The 18,196-nt window shown below is 63.4% G+C and carries 17 protein-coding genes; 8 read left to right on the plus strand and 9 right to left on the minus strand.

Going from position 1 to position 18,196, the window contains the following annotated elements; all coding sequences use genetic code 11:
- Positions 1-29 precede the first annotated feature (29 nt).
- The 3 genes from LCM4577_RS03460 to LCM4577_RS03470 form a co-directional block, all read right to left on the minus strand.
- The gene (locus tag LCM4577_RS03460) at positions 30-1,121 is read right to left on the minus strand and encodes an acyltransferase (protein WP_083354615.1); all 1,092 of its coding nucleotides are present in this window, start codon (positions 1,119-1,121) and stop codon (positions 30-32) included.
- 118 nt (positions 1,122-1,239) lie between these two features.
- Positions 1,240-2,418 (minus strand): polysaccharide biosynthesis/export family protein, encoded by a 1,179-nt coding sequence (locus tag LCM4577_RS03465; protein ID WP_244508201.1) that lies wholly within the window; start codon positions 2,416-2,418, stop codon positions 1,240-1,242.
- A gap of 185 nt (positions 2,419-2,603) precedes the next feature.
- Complete coding sequence (locus LCM4577_RS03470) at positions 2,604-3,281, minus strand: sugar transferase (protein ID WP_041001197.1); 678 nt, start codon at positions 3,279-3,281, stop codon at positions 2,604-2,606.
- Between the two features lie 607 nt (positions 3,282-3,888).
- Between LCM4577_RS03470 and LCM4577_RS03475 the strand changes: the two genes are divergently transcribed.
- A complete protein-coding gene (locus LCM4577_RS03475; RefSeq protein WP_041001351.1) occupies positions 3,889-4,161 on the plus strand; it encodes a hypothetical protein in 273 nt (90 codons plus the stop codon).
- Here LCM4577_RS03475 and LCM4577_RS03480 read toward each other — a convergent pair.
- From LCM4577_RS03480 to LCM4577_RS03505, 6 genes are all read right to left on the minus strand, one after another.
- Positions 4,135-6,030, minus strand: coding sequence for an ABC transporter ATP-binding protein (locus LCM4577_RS03480; protein WP_083354617.1), 1,896 nt, complete (start codon positions 6,028-6,030; stop codon positions 4,135-4,137). The genes LCM4577_RS03475 and LCM4577_RS03480 overlap by 27 nt on opposite strands.
- An 8-nt stretch (positions 6,031-6,038) precedes the next feature.
- Positions 6,039-7,019 carry a serine kinase gene (locus tag LCM4577_RS03485; RefSeq protein ID WP_071069620.1) on the minus strand — a complete coding sequence of 327 codons (981 nt, stop codon included), beginning with the start codon at positions 7,017-7,019 and terminating at the stop codon, positions 6,039-6,041.
- A complete protein-coding gene (locus LCM4577_RS03490) occupies positions 7,016-8,929 on the minus strand; it encodes a lasso peptide isopeptide bond-forming cyclase (RefSeq protein ID WP_071069622.1) in 1,914 nt (637 codons plus the stop codon). Before LCM4577_RS03490 ends, LCM4577_RS03485 begins: the two co-directional genes overlap by 4 nt.
- Before the next feature lie 3 nt (positions 8,930-8,932).
- Complete coding sequence (locus tag LCM4577_RS03495; protein ID WP_082037341.1) at positions 8,933-9,307, minus strand: lasso peptide biosynthesis B2 protein; 375 nt, start codon at positions 9,305-9,307, stop codon at positions 8,933-8,935.
- A gap of 25 nt (positions 9,308-9,332) precedes the next feature.
- Positions 9,333-9,632: a PqqD family protein gene (locus LCM4577_RS03500; protein ID WP_040988730.1), complete on the minus strand. Its 300-nt coding sequence runs from the start codon at positions 9,630-9,632 to the stop codon at positions 9,333-9,335.
- A 156-nt stretch (positions 9,633-9,788) separates the two neighbouring features.
- Positions 9,789-9,941: a lasso RiPP family leader peptide-containing protein gene (locus tag LCM4577_RS03505; RefSeq protein ID WP_095769314.1), complete on the minus strand. Its 153-nt coding sequence runs from the start codon at positions 9,939-9,941 to the stop codon at positions 9,789-9,791.
- A 500-nt stretch (positions 9,942-10,441) separates the two neighbouring features.
- Between LCM4577_RS03505 and LCM4577_RS03510 the strand changes: the two genes are divergently transcribed.
- From LCM4577_RS03510 to LCM4577_RS03540, 7 genes are all read left to right on the plus strand, one after another.
- Entirely contained in the window at positions 10,442-11,674 is a 1,233-nt protein-coding gene (locus LCM4577_RS03510) for a nucleotidyltransferase family protein (protein WP_083354618.1), read from the plus strand.
- 46 nt (positions 11,675-11,720) lie between these two features.
- On the plus strand, positions 11,721-12,731 hold the full coding sequence (locus tag LCM4577_RS03515; protein WP_071036436.1) for a glycosyltransferase family 2 protein: 1,011 nt from the start codon (positions 11,721-11,723) through the stop codon (positions 12,729-12,731).
- A gap of 124 nt (positions 12,732-12,855) precedes the next feature.
- Positions 12,856-13,233: a hypothetical protein gene (locus tag LCM4577_RS03520; RefSeq protein ID WP_040988930.1), complete on the plus strand. Its 378-nt coding sequence runs from the start codon at positions 12,856-12,858 to the stop codon at positions 13,231-13,233.
- A gap of 127 nt (positions 13,234-13,360) precedes the next feature.
- A complete protein-coding gene (locus LCM4577_RS03525; RefSeq protein ID WP_071069624.1) occupies positions 13,361-14,245 on the plus strand; it encodes a family 16 glycosylhydrolase in 885 nt (294 codons plus the stop codon).
- 74 nt (positions 14,246-14,319) lie between these two features.
- A complete protein-coding gene (locus LCM4577_RS03530; protein WP_040988726.1) occupies positions 14,320-15,651 on the plus strand; it encodes a UDP-glucose/GDP-mannose dehydrogenase family protein in 1,332 nt (443 codons plus the stop codon).
- A gap of 94 nt (positions 15,652-15,745) precedes the next feature.
- Positions 15,746-16,966, plus strand: coding sequence for a glycosyltransferase family A protein (locus LCM4577_RS03535; protein ID WP_071069626.1), 1,221 nt, complete (start codon positions 15,746-15,748; stop codon positions 16,964-16,966).
- A gap of 54 nt (positions 16,967-17,020) precedes the next feature.
- On the plus strand, positions 17,021-18,100 hold the full coding sequence (locus LCM4577_RS03540; RefSeq protein WP_071036433.1) for a glycosyltransferase: 1,080 nt from the start codon (positions 17,021-17,023) through the stop codon (positions 18,098-18,100).
- The last annotated feature ends 96 nt before the right edge of the window (positions 18,101-18,196 follow it).

Raw genomic sequence — 18,196 nt, forward strand, 5'->3', positions numbered from 1 at the left:
TCCGTTGAGCCCTTCTTCAGTGAGCCGGTCTAAGCCACGGCTCGCGCGCGCTGCATCTGCCGCTGCAGGAAGCGCCGCACCGGCTCGTCATAGATGCGCGTGGCGATGTCGGCGATGACGATGACCGAGGCCGCCATCACGATGCCGAACCAGGGATGATGCGCGAAAGGATCGATCGAGAAGGCCTTGCCGGCTCCGGCGATGATCATCAGCATCGGCGTGTGGATGATGTAGATCGGATAGGAAATCCGCCCGAGCCAGCCATAGAAGCCGGACAGAAGCGGCGCGGTCGGCGCCACCGCGCCGGTCATCACCATGATCGGGAAGACGATGACGATCGCCGCGAGGTCGTAGGCAACGCGCGCGCCGCCGCCAGGTGCGATGGCGAAGACGGCGAGCGTGAGCAGGATCGCGCCCTCGACCCACAAGCCGTGCCGCAGGAAGCCGAGACTGCCTTGCCAGCGCGCCATCGAGCGGCAGAGCAGCACGCCGAGGAAGAACGAGAAGGTGACGCGTGGCAGTCCGCTGAGGATGGTATTGCCGGTCATGCCGAAATCCAGCGTGCCGGCGAAGATCGAGGCGACGACGAGCAGCACGAGGCTGACGGCGACGATGCCCGTCAGCACGCGCCGCGACAGGAGCACGAAGACCGCGACATAGGCGATGTTGACGATGAGCTCGAAAAACAGCGACCACGAAGCCGGATTGAGCGGGAAGATCGTGTGATAGGCATCGCTGACCAGCGGGATGAAGAACATGCCGGTCGTCAGCCGCATGCCGATCTCGGACAGCGGCATGTATTCGACCGGCATCAGCCTGTTCTTGACCAGCAGGTAGAAGAAGCCGAGCAGCGTGCCGGCGAGATAGAGCGGATAGAGCCGGATCAGGCGGATGGCCACGAACGTGCCGAAGCCCATGCCGTTCTCGATCTTGCGGTCATAGGCATGCGCGATGACGAAGCCGCTCAGCAGGAAGAACAGATCGACGGCGAGATAGCTCGACGGCAGCACCCTACCGTCGGCCAGGAACGGCGAGAAGTGGTAGAGCATGACGCTGATCGCCGCCACTCCGCGGATGGCGTCGAGATTGAGATACACATGACGCGGAGCTGCGGGCTGCATGTTATGCCTTCAAGCGGTCCAAAACAGATCGCCCGCCCGCGTTGCGCGCGAACGAGCCTGACTTGTTCCTCCCGCCTCCGTTGCTCGGTTCGCCGCGTGCAAGCCGTGGCCGGCGGCGCTACTGGCTGGCCGTCGGCGCCAGCTTCACCTTGATCACGTCGCCCGGCAGCACAGGCGTGTCTTCCTTGGCTTCGATCTCGCTCGTCTTGCCGTCGGCAACGCGCACCAGCGAATAGAGCAGGGGCGGTTCTTGACTGCCGGTGAGGGCCGCAGTCGTTGCCGGATCCGACGCCTGGGCGATCAGGCCCTTCTGCATGCCGACCCTCAAGGCTGCCTCGTTCAGGTTCGCCTCCGTTTGCTGCCGGTCGGCAGTGAGGCTCGAACTCAGTGTGTTACGGGCATCGATGGCGTCCTGCTCCGCCTTGCTGATCGACTGCTTGGCGGTGAGGATAGCCGTCTCATAATCGAGGATCTTGCCCTGCAGGTCGGTGACCGTCTGCTGCGAGGAAAGCAATCGCGCATTGGCAATCAGGCCCTTTTGCGCCAGCGGACCGATGCTGTTTGCCTGCTGCTCCGCCAGGTCGACCTGCTTCTGCTGGTTGGCGATCTTCTTTTGCAGCGATTCGATTTCCGACTGCAGAACACCCTTCAACTGGTCGAGCGCATCAAGCTTCAGCTTCAGCGACTTCTGGTCGGAAACCAGGATGGCCGTTTCGTCGGCGACGATGGTCGGCAATCTCGAATCACCCTGGATTTCCTGAGGCACCTCGAAGGTCGTTTTCCCGGCCAGGTCGGCGTCGATGCGGGCTCGCTTGACCATCAGCCGCAAGCGCTGGTCGTCATAGATGTCATAGCTGCCCTTGGCGGTGATCAGATCCTTTTCGATCTGCGGACCATAGTCGGCATTGCGCCTTATGCCGCCGGCAATGCTGACTGCCTTGAGCACGGTCAGATCGGGCACGAAGGGAAACTGGCCGGGATTTTGGACTTCGCCCGAAATGTAGAACGGCCGGAACTGCGCCATCTGGACTGAAGCTTCCGGCTTGTCGGGTAGCGCCAGCTTACGCTGCAGCGCGAGTCCGATCGCCGAAGCGATCTCCGCCGTCGTCTTGCCGGCGGCCTCCATGTCGCCGACGAACGGCACCGAGAGCGTTCCGCCCGGGCCGATCGAATACTCGCCGTTGATGGCCGACCAGTCGCGGAACGTGCCGTCGACCGTCTGCCATTCGGCGACGCGGATGTTGAGCTTGTCCAGAGGGCCAAGCTGATAATCGCCGGCGGCAGCCAATTGCGGCATGGCCAGCGACGCCGCAAGCAAGAAGCCCGCGACGCGGGCCGGTGTCCGGGATATGAGACTGCAGGCGAAAGACAGTCCGAAGAGGTCTTTTGTCAAATGAACGTTTCCGATCCGCTTTGGCCCCATCCGCCCGATGAGATCACTGCCGGATGCCTGCCCCTAATCTGGCGGGGCAGCCCCGTCGGTCAATAGCTGCCGCGCGACATCCACACGGCAGGAACCGTCTTGAAGATGATGCGAATGTCCTGGAACATCGACCAGTTCTCGACATAGTGGCGGTCGAAGGCGACGCGTGTGTCGTAGGATACGTCGTTGCGGCCGCTCACCTGCCACAGGCCGGTGAGACCCGGGCGCGACTTCAGGTAATAGACCGCGGCGCTGCCATAGATCTCCAGTTCGTCGCGTACGACCGGGCGCGGGCCGACAAGGCTCATGTCGCCCTGCAGGATGTTGAGGATCTGCGGCAGCTCGTCGAGGCTGAGCTTGCGAAGCACCTGGCCGACGCGGGTGACGCGCGGATCGTTCTTCAGCTTGCGCGTCGCGATCCATTCGGCGTTGGCTTCCGGATTGGCGGCCAGATAGGCGGCGAGCACGCGCTCGCCGTCCGTCACCATGGTGCGGAATTTGAGGCAGGAGAAAATCCTGCCGCCACGACCGATCCGCTTGTGGCCATAGAAGATCGGACCGTTGTCCGAAAGCTTGACCAGCAGGGCGACCATCAGGAAAAGCGGGCTGAGCAGAACCAGCCCGGACAGGGAACCGACGATATCGAAACTGCGTTTGAGCAGACCGCCGATGGGGGGTGGAAAATCAACGCCGACCTGCGCAAAACCCGCATTAGCCGACTTGGCGACGTCCCTCATGCAGAAGCTCCATACGTTGAACGGATGGTTTACGGCAAGATATCAAAAAAATGCTGCAGCGCAACACACAATTTCCCATCGCGCTGAAATGTTCACGTCATGAATTGACTAAATAATAAACCTGCCCTGCCCAAATTTTCACCTTTGTGGCATGTTTATGACAAGGTGAGAGCAAACCAGGAAAATGTAGTCCACCTTTTGGGCCATTTTTGGACAGTGCATTCTTTGCTGCAGAAGAAATGCGGTTGCATGTCGCTGGGAGCACTCGCAACGGTAAGTTATTCAGCTAAAATACTAATCAAAGTGGTAGGTTTTACTGAAGCGACAGGCGGTGCATTGAATAGCTGCCGGAGCCAGAGTGTGCGACGCAGCATGGTGGAGTCGATCTCGTAAAATCCTTGGAAACCATACCTGCCGGGCCTTGCTCCAACCGGCCCGCCTTAATAGAGTCGCAAATTGTTCCTGTCATTGTCTGCATGGGTAAGGAAGGCCGGAAGCAACCGGCCGGATTGGGCAGCCAGAAAGAACTCTTTGGCGCAACGGGGAGTTACGCGGGTGGGTAAGTCACAGCTTCTGCATGCTCGTCTCGGTTGAAGGGCCGGCGAACATGTCTCTGCCAAAATTCATCATCGGCATGATATTCGCGCTCGCGATCGTCATCGGCTGGTCGTATTTCGACGGCGCATCGGCGGGCACCATCCTGTTGCGTGCCATCGTTTGCGCCGTGATCATCCAGGCGGGCTATTTCCTTCTGGTCTTCGCCATGATCGGCAGGGCCACGCCGACATCGGCCGACAAAGCCCGCGAGGCGGACCGCGGCACGATCCTGAACAAGGTCGCCGAAGGCGAAAAGCTAAGCGCCAGGCGCAGCCTCCACTGATCGTTCGACCGGCGTCGGGACCGGTCCGGCCTCGACCGGAGGCGCGGTGCCGCGCTCGGCCTGCTCGCCCGACAGCATCCTCGCAAGACGGCTGCCGGCTTTTGCCTTCAGCCGCCGATATTGTCCGACCTCGACGATGCGCCCGTTCTCGATGGCCACGACCCAGTCGGCGAAGGCGATCATCGATGGTCGGTGCGCGATGGTCAAAATCGTCATTTCGCCGCGCAGCGCCTCGATCGATTGGGCGATCAGCGACTGATTCTGCCAGTCGAGCGCGCTCGTCGCCTCGTCGAGGATAAGCAGCGAGGGCTTGCGCAGCAGCGCTCGCGCCAGGGCGACGCGCTGCCGCTCGCCGCCGGAGAGCCGGACACCGCGGTCGCCCACCACCGTCTCGAGCCGCAATGCCAGCCGCTCCACGAAATCGGCCGCATGGGCGTTGCGCAGCGCCGCCCAGAGCTCGTCCTCGCTCGCCCCGGGTGCTGCAAGGCGCAGATTGGCGGCGATCGTGTCGTGCAGCAGGAACACGTCCTGCGGCACATAGGCGACCTGATCGCGCCAGGCCCTGCGATTTTGCGCAGTGATCTCCACGCCGTCAGCCAGGATGCGTCCCTCGGTGGGCTCGAGCAGGCCAAGCAGCATGTCGGCAATCGTGCTCTTGCCGGAACCGGAAGGGCCGATCAGCGCCGTCACCTTGCCGGCCGGCAGGCCGAAGGTGATATCGCCGACCACCGGTTTCCCGTCTCCTTCGCCATAGGTGAAGGAGACATCGCGGATGTTGAGGCCCGTCTCGAGCGAGAGTTTCGCGCCCTGTTCGGCCGCGCTCTCTCCCGTCTCGCGTTCTGCCTCGAAGCGAGCCTGGAGGCTTTGCATCGAAGCGTAGGCCGGCAGGTTGATCAGCACCTGCTGGGTCTGAAGCTGCATGTCCATGAAGCGCGGCGCGACGCGCATGAAGACCAGGAGCAGCACGACGATCTCGGCCAGCGACAGATGGAAGCCGACCAGCGCGATATAGATGAAGAGGCTGAGCCCGATCACGCTCGTGACCTGAAACAGCGCGGTGCCGAGCGAAGAGTTGCGGACGAAGGCGATGTTGTCGGCCTTCATCCTGTCCAGCGTCGCGCCGAGCTCGGCAAAGTAGCTTGCCTCGACATTCAGGCTCTTGGCGACCTTGRTGCCGCCGAGGAACTCGGAGACCGTGCGGTACTGGTCCTGRCGGTTGCCGGTCAGCGTGCGGCCATAGGCGCTGGCGCGCGCCCGGAACGGCTGCAGGGCGATCAGCAGCACCAGGCCGACGAGGATGGCGAAGGACGTCATCACCGGCGAGATGAACAGCGAGACCACGAGATAGCCGGTGAGAAGCAGCGTGGCCTGGGTGAGCATCAGCAGCGAGAAGGCCGCCACCTGCACCCGGTCGACGTCGCCGTTCAGCGCATGGTCGAGGTCGGAGCTGCGGATACGCGTGAAGACGCCCCAGCGCGCCCTGCCGACGCTCTCGAACAGGTTCATGCGCACCTGGTTGACGAAGTCGTAGAGCAGCCGCGCCATGTAGACCGACTTGAAGCGGTTGAAAATCGCTTGCAGCGCCACCAGCGCGACGAGCAGTGAGAGCACGGTGGCGAGCGACAGCGTTCCGCCGGGCACAAGCCAACGCAACGCCTCCGGCACCCGCACCGCGTAATCCTGCTCGGCCTTGCCGATCAGGCGCAGCAGCGGGACGAGCAGCAGGATCGACATGCCCTCCGTGAGGCTCCCCAGGATCAGGAAGGCAAGCGCCGTCGCCGTGCGCCGCCCGCCGACATGCGCCATCATGGCGCCGAAGCCCGCGACATCACGGAAAAACGACAGGCGAAGCTTCGAGGACCAGCCCATGCCCTGGCTCACCTTGTCCCGGACGCCAGGTCGGCTTCGATCGCGGCAACCGCTTCGTCGATCCGGGCTAATCCGGCCGGCACTTCGAGGCGGCTGACGCCGATTTGCCCGGCAACCCGCGCGCATTGGCGCAGATGCGCGGCGGCAAGGTCGCCCGGCAGCGCCTGGCGGCCGAACCGCGTGACATAGGAGAATTTGATGATCGCCGGCAGCGCGGCGCCCCCGGTCAGCGGCGAGATCGCCGCTCGCGCGCCGCGCTCGAGCACATAGAGGCGCGACACCGGCACTGCTTCGGCGGCAAATCCGTCGCGCAGCCGATGCTGCGCCTTGTCGATTTGCGGATGCACCTGCGGGCGCACCTCCGCCTGCTCGAGGCGGATGGCGCCGGCTGCATCCGCGGCGAGCTTGAGCTGCGGAAATCCGGGCAGGATCATCGGCCGCTCGGGATCGGACAAATCCAGCGCCACGACGTCGTCGGTGAGCAGCCGATGGCCGGCGCGGATCATCGCGCCCGCCGTCGTCGATTTGCCGGCGCCCTTGTCGCCCATGAAGATCACGCTCTTGCCGCCGACGGCAATGGCGCTGGCATGCAGGACGAGCAACCCGCGCCGATGCAGGGCGAGCGCCATCACCGGCCCAAGCAGCGGAAAGGCAAGCAGCGGGTCGTCGACCCCCGGCGCAGGATCGACATCGATCCGGCTGGCGCCGCTGATCATGAAGGTGCCGACCGCCTGCCATGAAAGATATTGGCGCGTCGGCTCGAAACGGAACGCCGTGGCGCCCGGCGATGCACCGTCCGGAAAATCGACCGGCCCGACCGCGATCTCCAGGTCGGGCGTCGTCGGCGCCGTCGGTTCCAGTTCCGGCAAGCTCACTTCCGAGCTCACGATCAGCCCGTAGGCCCTGTAGAAATGGTGCACACGTCCCGCCGGCGCCGCTGTTTCAGCGGCGGGCTCCTGCCGCTCAAGGGAAGCGATCGAAAAGTTCATGCAGGGCTTCCTTGGACTTGCCGCAACCACAGCGACAGCGACACCGAGCGCCAGACATGCTGGACGTCCGGCAGCGTCGCCTGCTCGGGTTGGCTGAGCAGGCGCTCGTAGACCGCGTTCACTTCAGGCAGGTTGACATAGGGCGCGATCCGCTCGCTGTCCGAAATCAGCAGCCTGTCCAGAAGCTCGCGATGATTGCCGAGCATGCCTTTGACCAGGTTGGCGGTGAAATCGATCTTGTCGCGCCGCCACTGCACCGCCGGCGGCAGAACGCCTTGCATGGCCCGGCGCAGCACATGGCGGCCGAAGCCGTCCTTGAGCTTTTCCTCGCCGGGCAATGCCAGGCAGAATTCGATGAGCGGCTTGTCCCAGAACGGATAACGAGGCTCCACGCCGAAATTGGCTGCGGCCTTGTCGAGCACTTCGAAGGCGTGCGGCACCAGTCCGGTAGACAGAAGCCAGCGATGCGTCAGCGCTTCGCTGGCGCTGACGGCTGTCGGCATGTGGCCGCTGCGATGGAAACGCTCGGCAAGATCGGTGCGCCTGGCAAGCTCCGGGTTGACCAGGCCCGTCCAGGCGGCGCGCGCCGCTTGCGCCGGCCTGCGCCGCGCCTTGCCGACGATGCGTCTGGCCATCGACCTCATCCGGACGATCCGCCAGGCCGGTCCGTAGATGGTCAGGAACTTGAAATAGAGCGAGAGCATGCCCTCGCCATAGGTGTTTGCGGCGCTGCGCAGCTCGCGCCACAGCTCCAGCCACCTGCCGGCATTGGCGAGTTCATGAAGGTGTCCATGGCCCTGCGAGACGACCTCGTCGCCGCCATGCCCGTCGAGAAGCACTTTGACGCCCTTTGCGCCGGCGGTGCGGTAAAGGTCGCGCGTCAGCGACAGGCCGGGCGCCAGGAACGTGCCTTCCTGCTCCTCCAGGATGCGCTCGAATTCGGCGAAGGGCGCGTAATTGCCCACCGATATCAGCGTGGCATCGAGCGGATTGTCGGCGAGGACTGCATCGATGAACGGCTTTTCGTCCATCGGCGAGCCCTTGCCGAAGACCAGCGAGAAGGTCTTGAGCTTCGGATTGCGCTGCGCCGCCGCGCGAAGACCGGCAACGCAAGCGATCGAGGAGGAATCGAGCCCGCCGCTCAGCATGGCGCCGACGGCCGGCGTGCCGCGCATCCGGTTCTCCACCGATTGCGCGAAGAGATGCTTGAATTCCTCGGCCACGTCCGAACGCGGCGGCCGTTGCGACGGCTCGATCTGCCAGTAGCGCCGCAGCGTCACCTGGCGGTCCGCGACCGTCATGCTGTGCCGTGCCGGCAGGCGGAAGATCTCGGCATAGGGCGTGGCCTGCGTATCGTCCGGCAGACCGGCGAGGAAGCCGGAAATCTGGTGCTCGCTGAGGCGCCTGCCGACGCCGTCCAGCGCCAGGATCGGTCCGATCTCCGAGGCGAACGCAAAGCGTTTGCCGGTCGAATGATAGTAGAAAGGTTTGACGCCGAAATGGTCGCGCGCGCAAAACAGCGCCCGGCGCTCGCCGTCCCATATCGCGAAGGCGAAATCGCCCTGCAGATAGGTCGGGCAGGCTTCGCCCCATTTGAGGTAGGCGCGCATGATGAGCACTGCGTCGGCGATCGACCGGTCGCGCAGGCCGAGCCGGGCCAGAAGCTCGTCGCGATTGTCCAGCCGGCAGTCGGCGGTGATGGCGAGCTTGCCCCCGGCCATCGTCATCGGGCCGGGGCCGTCCTCACCGGTCGTGTCGAGCCAGGCGTGGCCGAGCGCCACGCTGCCCTCGGTCCACCACGAGCTGCCGTCGCGGGCGCGGTGGCGCATGCGCGAAAGCATCTCTTGGATATCGCCGGCCCCGGCGGGCCGGCCATTGTCGCCATGCACGAGTCCGGCGACGCCGCTCATCGCTCACGACCCATGGTCGACAAGATGGGCAAATCCCTTGATCGTGCCGCCGAGCACGATGTGGTTGCCGCTCATCAGCCAGGCATGCGCCTTGAGCGTGCTGCCGGTCCCTTTCTCGATGCCGATGCTGATCTTCGAGGCGTTGCCTTGGCGGGCGAGCAGATATTGCCCGGCCAGCGCCTGGGTGAGGCAAGTGGCGCCCGGCACGAGCCGCGCCGCGGCCGCAACGCCCCAGGCGACCCGCCGCAGATCGGCGATGCCGGCGTCACGCCTGGCGTCCAGCCGCGTGACCGCGCCGCGGACACGGTTGTAGGAAGACAGCGTCAGCGCAAGCCGCACCGCGCTCACCACCATCAGGCAGCGTGCCAGAAACAGCATCTCCCGGCCGCTCAGCGAGCGGAGCCTAGACCAGTTCCTCACGGTGGAGCCTCGCAAGCCCTGCTTCGCTCAGCCCCTTGAGCAAGCCCTCGACATCGGCCTTGCAGCGCTCGGCATCGACATTGTAGCGCGCGAGCACGGCGCCGCGGATATCGAGGATCGATCGCGGCTCCTGGATCTGCTCCCAGATGAAGGCGCCGACGCCGTTCAGGCTGTAATAGACATTGGATTTGAGGTGGAGCAGCGCCAGTCCGGCGCCGAATTCACATGCGACCGCCTCGCCGGTCGCGACCACGCGGTCATGGTCCGAGGGGTTCCAGTCCATCCTAAAACCTCGTTGCTGGCCACCGCGCCCTAGGGCCTTTCGCCGTGGATCGGTTGCCGGCGATCCTCGGCAGGAAGCCGGGGGGCAAAAGCCCCCCGGCTCACCTGTTGGAGAGCATCCGGAGCCCCAACTTAGACATCCGGATGCCTGTAAGCTTTAAGAGAAGGTCAGCTCGCCGACCGGCGTGTGCGCGGGAAAGCTCGCGTCAAGCGCCGTCGTGCCAGCACCGCCCTGCGTGATCGTTTCAATCGAACCGTGAACCGTCAGGCTGGGGGTTTCATACTCATGCTTTTCAACATTCTGTTCCATTTTACTCTCCAATTAAGGACTGGAAGCGGCTGCAGAATGCCGCCAGCATATGGCTATGCTGCAATGCGATTGCTGCACGGCACCATCCATGAGTCAAGCCTGATTTACCAAGCGTTAATCAATTCTTGGTTGCGCTCGCCTTCGTTGGTGGTCAAGGCGTAAGCCCCGTCATCGTAGACCCTGCCCATTCAGAAATTCAACCGCGGGTCTTCGCTGTTCAAATAAGCATTTGATTTATTTATGATATTTTTTAAGGCGAGGAAGGCATCTCGCACCTGCGAAGAAATTCCTGCAAAAATTCGCCGCATTCCGGCCTGCTGGAACGTCTCCGGAGTTGTCTTCAAAAGTGATTGAGCGCGCAGCAGTTTTAAACGCTGAGGTTGCAGTCGTGAGGCGGTTCAGTCCGGATCTGGGATGATGGCGTTAATTTTTCCGATGCTTTTCTTCGCAGTTGCGGTATAAGCGCCTCGGGCGGCATTTTGCGGAGAACGACATCGGGCATGGCGGTGCAGGATGGCTCCTATGAAAGGCTGCGCGCCGCCGGCTGCGCCGACGAAGTCGCCTATGTGCAGGCCTGCCTGAGGCTGTTTTTCGCGCCAGGAGCCAACACCACCGATGGCCGGGCCGATCTGCCCGCATCGACAGTCTCAGCCTCCCCAATCTCGGCGACCCCAGTCTCGGCGACCAATGTCGCCGATATCGCCAGGCTGAACAAGGTCGCCGTGTTCCTGCTCAAGGCGCTCAAGCGTAGGCCCGCAGATGCTGTGCCCGCAGAGTTGGCTGGATGGCTCGATGGCTATCGTCGACGCACGATGTCGATGAACGCCGCCTGCATCGGCGACTCGATAGCCATCGGTCGCGCGCTGCGCGAGAGCCGGGTCGATTTCGTCTTCCTCAAGGGGCCGCTCCAGCAGCATCTGCTCTATGGCGATCATTTCATGAAGCCATCGGGCGATGTCGACATACTGGTTTCGCCGGCGCGCTTTGGGCAAGCCCGCGAGGCGTTGCGGGCGATCGGCTACGAGATTGCCGGCAAATCCCGTTCCGTCTGGTGGGTTCGCTTCCTCGGCGAGCAGCACATGGTTCGCGACGATGGCGCGAGGGCCTCGACGGTCGACCTCCATCACCGGCTGCAGCAGCCGGGCTCGCCGAGCCCGCGCGACATCGACGGCTTTCTTCGTCGCAAGCGCGGAGTCGAGGTGGCCGGTGTCATCATGCCGGTGATCTCGGCGGCCGACACGCTGCTATTGTCCTCGATCAGCGTCGCCAAGGCCTTTTTCAACCGCGAACCCTGCGCCGGCTATGTCTGCGACGTCAGGGCCAGCGCCAGCCGGCTGAACGAAGCCGAGCAGCAGAGGGTGCTCGACCACGCAGCCGGACAGGGCCTGGCGGACACACTGCTCTTGGGATTGCGCGCGGCCGACGTGTTGCTCGGCGGCGACGGCACGCTGCTTTCGGATCGCGCCACCCGCATTCTGGCCCGCATCGACAACGCCGACCTCTTCCACATGGTCATGGCGCCGTGGCTCGCGTCGCTGCGCTGGCCGCAGCGCCGCCATGTGCTGTGGGAGCTCTGCGGTCGCGAGCCGGTCCGTTACCTGGCGGAAGCCGGCTGGGCGGCCTCGGCCGACCTCAGCCGGCGTATCTTCGAGCGCCCGGCCATGGTCGAGCCGGCACGGAGCGAAATGATCAAAATCGTTGGCGGGGCGGCCAATCATGCAAGCGAAAGGTGAGCCCATGCCCGTGACGACGCCTGTGACGACCCCAGTGGCGAACCCTATGGCGACCTTGGGGGTCTGCGTCATCATCGCCGCGCGCAATGCGGCGCGAACGATTCCCGCCGCCATTGCTTCGGCGCTGCGCGAGCCGGAAGTGGCCGAAGTCATCGTGGTCGACGACGCCTCCACCGACGACACCCGGGATGTGGCTTTGGCCGCCGACGACGGCAGCGGCCGGCTTGCCGTCATCCGCTTCGACGTCAATCGCGGTCCTTCCGCGGCGCGCAACGCCGCCGTCCGGGCCTCCAGATCGCCTTTCATCAGTATTCTCGACGCCGACGATTTCTTCCTGGAAGGCCGCTTTCGCCGGCTTTTCGCCAGCACCGACTGGGATTTCGCCGCCGACAACATCATGCTGATCCGCGACGATGCCGCGCCCGACCTCGCCAAGGTCGCCGCGCCGCCTTTCGCGGCCGAGCCGGAATTTCTCGATTTCGAGCGCTTCATCGACGGCAACATCTCCCGCCGCCGTGTGCGGCGCGGCGAACTGGGCTTCCTCAAGCCGGTGATCAGCCGGGCCTTCCTCGAGCGGCATGGGCTGAGCTACGACGAGAACCTCAGGCTTGGCGAGGACTACGAGCTCTACGCGCGCGCTGTCGCCTGCGGCGCTCGCTTCAAGGTCATCAAGTCCTGCGGCTATGGCGCGATCGTGCGCGCCGATTCGCTGAGCGGTCGCCACCGGACGCAGGATTTGAAGCGTCTTGCCGATGCCGATCTGGCGCTGCTCGAGATCGACAGCCTTCCCGAGCGCTCGAAGGCCGCGTTGCGGCGCCACGAGCGCCATGTCCGCGACAAATACCGGCTACGCAACTTCCTTGACGTGAAAGCCGAGCGCGGGCTGGCGTCGGCCGCGGCTTACGCCTTCGCCAGCCAGTCGAATCTGATCCCGATCGTGCGCGGCGTCGCCACCGACAAGCTCGACGCGCTGTTCCGCCGCACCGGGATTGTTGCGCGGCAGCAAATACCGCCGATGCGCTTCCTGATGGCGGCAACCAATGCGGCAAACGAGTGATCCCGCATCGTCCCGGAAGCTGCGGCCCCTCAAAAAATCCGCATTCGCAAAACTATGATGTTGCCTAGTCGCTGCTGGAATGGCAGTCTATGTTGCAATGCAGCAATTTCGAAAGGCCGATAGGATGGCTTCGATTTTTGGCTTCAGATCCCGCGATCCGGCGCGCGACCGGCAGACCGATCTTCAGCGTTTCGACCGGCTGGCGAAGCTGTTCGACCAGATCGCGGCGGAGATCGAGGCGGAGAAAACCGGGCTGGAGAACCGTTACAAGTCGACGGCCGCCAACGCGGCCTTTCTGGTCGAGGCGATGGAGAACGGTTCGGCGTCGGCCAGCAAGGGATCGGATGTCAGCGCGATGACCAGTTCGATCCTGAACTGCGAGCGGCGCATTGCGGAGCTCGCTCGCCAGAAAGGTTTGATGAAGGAACTGCGCCATTCGCTCGACGCGATCGTCGAGGATGGTTCCAATCGGCTTGCTGCGCAGGCGACGGCAAGAGGTTGATGACGTGTTAGGCGCCGTCATCGGTACGAGACATTAGAGGAGTTCAAAGGGCGGAGGATCAGAAGCGGCTCGCTCATGCGAACCGAGGATGACTTGGGTTGGGCGGACAACACAAGGTGAGTTTGTTATGAACGCAGATCCGGACAACATCTCCACCATGGCGGCTTGCGCGATGTCGCATGCGCCAGGGAGCGGATTGACCAGCCTGAGGCTAGGCTTCGTCGGAGCCCTGGTTGCGGCTACGGTGGCCCTTGCGGCAAGCCTGCACCCCGCGCATGCGCAAGAGGYGCAGCAAGAGCTGCAAAGCGCACCATCCTTCGTCGACAATTTCTCGAATTTCAACCAGTCCCGCTGGTTCGTCTCGGACGGCTGGACCAATGGCGCCCATCAGAACTGCACCTGGTCGAAGGATCTCGTGCGGCTTTCCGACGGCGTGCTGTCGCTGGGCTTCGAAAAGCGCAAGCTGAAGGACCGAGATTTCGCCTGTGCCGAGATCCAGACCAAGCAGCGCTTCGGCTACGGCGTCTACGAGGCGCGCATGAAGACCGGCACCGGCTCCGGCCTCAACGCCGCCTTCTTCTCCTATATCGGCCCGCAGGACAAACAGCCCTGGGACGAGATCGACTTCGAGGTCCTTACCAAGGATCCATCGAAAGTGCAGGTCAACAGCTACATCCAGGGCAAGCCGAAGAACGGCAAGCTGGTCGACGTCGAGGGCGGCGCCGACAAGGGCTTCAACGATTACGGCTTTGTCTGGGAAAAGGACCGGCTGCGCTGGTACGTCAACGGCAAGCTCGTCCATGAAGTGACCAACCCGGACGAGCTGCCGAGGCATTCGCAGAAGATCTTCTTCAGCCTCTGGGGCAGCGACAAGCTGACCAACTGGATGGGCGCCTTCACCGATCCAGGCAGCAAGGTGACCATGCAGGTCAAGCGCGTCGCTTTCACCGCCCTGGGCCAGCCATGCCAGTTTCCGGAATCGCTGGCATGCAGCATAAGTAACAGCAACTAGGCCGTTGGACCTGGGGACATCTGAACCGGCCGGACCGCTTTTGCGGCCCGGCCTTTGACAGGAATAGAACCAAAATGAATTTGACGGTGTTTGGGATTGGTTACGTCGGTCTCGTCCAGGCCGCTGTGCTTGCCGAGGTCGGACACGAGGTGGTGTGCGTCGATATCGACGAGAAGAAGGTGGAGCGGCTCAACCAGGGTTTGATCCCGATTTTCGAACCGGGCCTCGAAAGCCTCGTCAAGGAAAACCACGCGGCCGGCCGCATCCGCTTCACCACGGACGCGGCAGCGGCGGTCAGGCATGGCCAGATCCAGATGATCGCGGTCGGCACGCCGCCCGGCGAGGATGGCTCGGCCGATCTGAAATATGTGCTCGCCGTCGCCGAGACCATCGGCCGCGAGATGGACAGCCCCAAGATCGTCGTCGGCAAGTCGACCGTGCCGGTCGGCACTTGCGAAAAGGTGAAGGCCAGGATCGCCGAGACGCTGAAGAAGCGCGGCCGCGAGGACCTCGCCTTCGATGTCGCCTCGAACCCCGAATTCCTCAAGGAAGGCTCGGCGGTCGCCGACTGCATGAAGCCGGACCGCATCATCGTCGGCACCTCCAGCGAGGACACCGAGATGGTGATGCGCGAGCTCTACGCGCCCTTCAACCGCAATCACGAGAAGATGATCGTGATGGATGTGCGCAGCGCCGAATTCACCAAATACGCAGCCAATTGCATGCTGGCGACCAAGATCAGCTTCATGAACGAGATGGCCAATCTCGCCGAGCAGCTGGGTGCCGACATCGAGGAGGTGCGCAAGGGCATCGGCTCGGATCCGCGCATCGGCTACCACTTCATCTATCCCGGTCTCGGCTATGGCGGCTCCTGCTTCCCGAAGGATGTGCGCGCGCTGATCAAGACCGCCGAGGGCGTCAAGTTCGACGCCAAATTGCTGCGCGCCGTCGAGGAGCGCAACAATGCGCAGAAGTCGGTCCTGTTCGACAAGGTCAACCATTATTTCAAGGGCGCTCTCAGGGGCAAGACGTTTGCCGTCTGGGGGCTGGCCTTCAAGCCCAACACCGACGACATGCGCGAGGCGCCGTCGCGCACGCTGATGGAAGCGCTATGGGCGGCCGGCGCCAAGGTGCAGGCCTACGATCCCGAGGCGATGCAGGAGTGCCAGGCGATCTACGGCCTGCGCGAGGATCTGCTTTTGTGCGGCACCAAGGAGGCGGCACTTCGCGGCGCCGACGCGCTGCTGATTTGCACCGAATGGAAGAGCTTCCGCGCGCCGTCCTTCGACGCGCTCAAGGATGCGCTGACGACGCCGGTCATCTTCGACGGCCGCAATCTCTACGATCCCAAGGTGATCGCGCGCTACGGCATCGAATATTTCTCGATCGGCAGGATGGCGGCATGACGATGGCTGCCTGCCTCGAGGACAATTGTCGTCGCCACGTCCGCGACACAACGCCGGCGAACGGCGCATCGGCAATAAAATAATGAGGTCACCAATGGCTTCGCGGCAGAGACCCACAGTCACCGTCATCGTCCCCACCTTCAATCGGGAGAAGTTCCTGCCCGAATGCATTGGCAGCCTGCTGCGGCAGACTGTGGTGCCGGATCAAATCCTGATCGTGGACGACGGTTCGACCGATAATACTGGTGCGGTCGCCGCCTCGTTCGCGGCCCCGGTGGAATATCACCGCAAGGAAAACGGCGGCAAGTCGACGGCGCTGAATTTCGCCCTGAAGCACTGCACGGGCGATTTCGTCTGGATATTCGACGACGACGACGTCGCGCATCCGACGGCGCTGGAACGGTTTCTCGCCGCCTTCGAGCGGGAACCGGACGCCGATTTCGCCTTTGGCGAATATGCGCGCTTCCAGCGCTCGGCCCAGATCGAGGAGCAGGATTACGAGATCGTCGCCTTCGGCCACGTCACCCCGGACAATTTCTTCCCCTCCCACCTCGAATATTGCCACGTCCACCAACCCGGTCTCCTGGTGCGCCGCGAATGCTATGACGAGGTGGGAGGCTTCAACGAGACCCTGGTCCGGTCGCAGGACTATGAGATGATGTTGAGGCTCGCTCGCCGGTTCAAGGCGATCCGGGTCGACGGCCTGATGTTCTTCCAGCGCCAGCACGACATGGTCCGCGGCAGCACCAAGGTGGTGATTTCCTACACCGACCGGATAAAGGCCTGGGGCTCGTACGACCGCGTGATCATGGAAGAGATCTACAAGTCGGTCGATCTCCACGAATATCTCGATCGCCCGGAACAGGCCTTGCCGAAAACGGCCGATCTCGAAATGCAGGCGGTGCTGCAGCGCTCGAGCATCATGGCGAGGAAGGGGCTATGGCATCATGCGGCCGCGGACATCCGCCGCTACGCCCAGCTTGCCGAGCGAGCCGGAAAGACGTCGCTCAGCGACAAGGAACGCGCCATCGTGCGGCGCACCTTCGAAGCCTATGACACGGGCTTGGCCACCGCCCCCGCCGACGAATTCGTCTCGGCTGTGAAGGCATGGAAGCCAGGTCCGCTGAAGGCCGACATCGTCAGGGAATACATGCACTCCTTCCCGCATTTTCTCGCCCGCGATTTGAAGGCGGGAAAATTCGTTCCTGCATCGAAGCTCTTGCGGGAGTACTCGACGCTGTCTCTTTCAGGCTCGGTCAGCCGCCTCTGCCGGGCAATGACGTCGAAGCTTCCGTTGCCACGCAGTGCAAGCTGACGACCTGCAATCGAGCGCCGCCGGACAACGCTGGACCGAATTAGGAGCCAACCGATGAAAGTGCTTTTTGCAAGCGGCAATGGATACATTCCCGAGTTCACCGGCGGCGTGCAATCCAACACCCATCATCTGGTCGAACAGCTGATCGAGCATGGCCACCAGGCATCGGTCCTCGCCTCGCTGTTCGGCGACGGCATGTTCGGCTTCAAGGCACGCGCCAAGATGAAGCTGTTGCGGCAGCCCGCGGTCGTCGACAATTTTCCCGGCTATCCGGTGTTGCGCGCCTGGTTCCCCTGGGAGGCGGCCGGCTTCGCCGTCAGGAAAACCAGGCCCGATGTCGCCGTCGTGCAGTGCCACAAATCCGTCCTGCTCGGAAAGGCGCTCCTTGCCGAAAGCGTGCCGCTGGTCGTCTATCTGCACAATGTCGAGTTTCACGAGCTCGCCGGCGATCCGCGCGAACTCGGTTCGGCGCTTTACATCGCCAATTCGGAGTTCACCGCGCGCGTCTACAAGGAAAAATTCGGCATCGAGTCCGTCGTGCTTCCGCCGACCATCAACGACGCCCTCTATTGCACGCACACCACCGGCGAATTCGTCACCATGATCAATCCCTACGAGGAAAAGGGGTTCGATCTGGCTGTGAGGATTGCGGCCGCCTGTCCGGAGATCCCCTTCCTCTTCGTTGAGAGCTGGAAGCTGGACGACGACCATCGCGCCCGTGTCGAGAAGACCATCGCGCCGCTCGGCAACGTCACGCTCGAAAACCGCACCAACGACATGAAGACGGTCTATGGCCGTACCAGGATCCTGCTTGCGCCGAGCAAATGGGAGGAGGCCTGGGGCCGAGTCGCGTCCGAGGCGCATTGCAGCGGCATCCCTGTCGTCGGATCGCGGCGCGGCGGCTTGCCCGAGGCGATCGGTCCGGGGGGCGTGGTGCTCGACTATGACGCGCCGCTCGCCGACTGGGCCGCGGCGGTAAGGCGCCTGTGGAACGATCGCCAGGAATACGACCGGCTTTCGGCCGCGGCACTCGCCTTCTCCAAACGCCCGGAGCTCGATCCCGCGCGGCAATTGGTGGTGTTTCTCGATCTGCTCGAAAGGGCGGCCCGGCAAGGCGTTCGCCGCGCTGCGTAGTTTGGCGAGCTGGAAGACAAAGTTGATTTGCTGCGCTGCACCAAAATTGTTGCGACGCAGCATTGCTCATACTAGGTTGTGCCGACAGGAGTCAAA

Origin of the sequence: Mesorhizobium sp. LCM 4577, from assembly GCF_001854795.2 — a bacterium.
GTDB classification, from domain to species: Bacteria; Pseudomonadota; Alphaproteobacteria; order Rhizobiales; family Rhizobiaceae; genus Mesorhizobium; species Mesorhizobium plurifarium.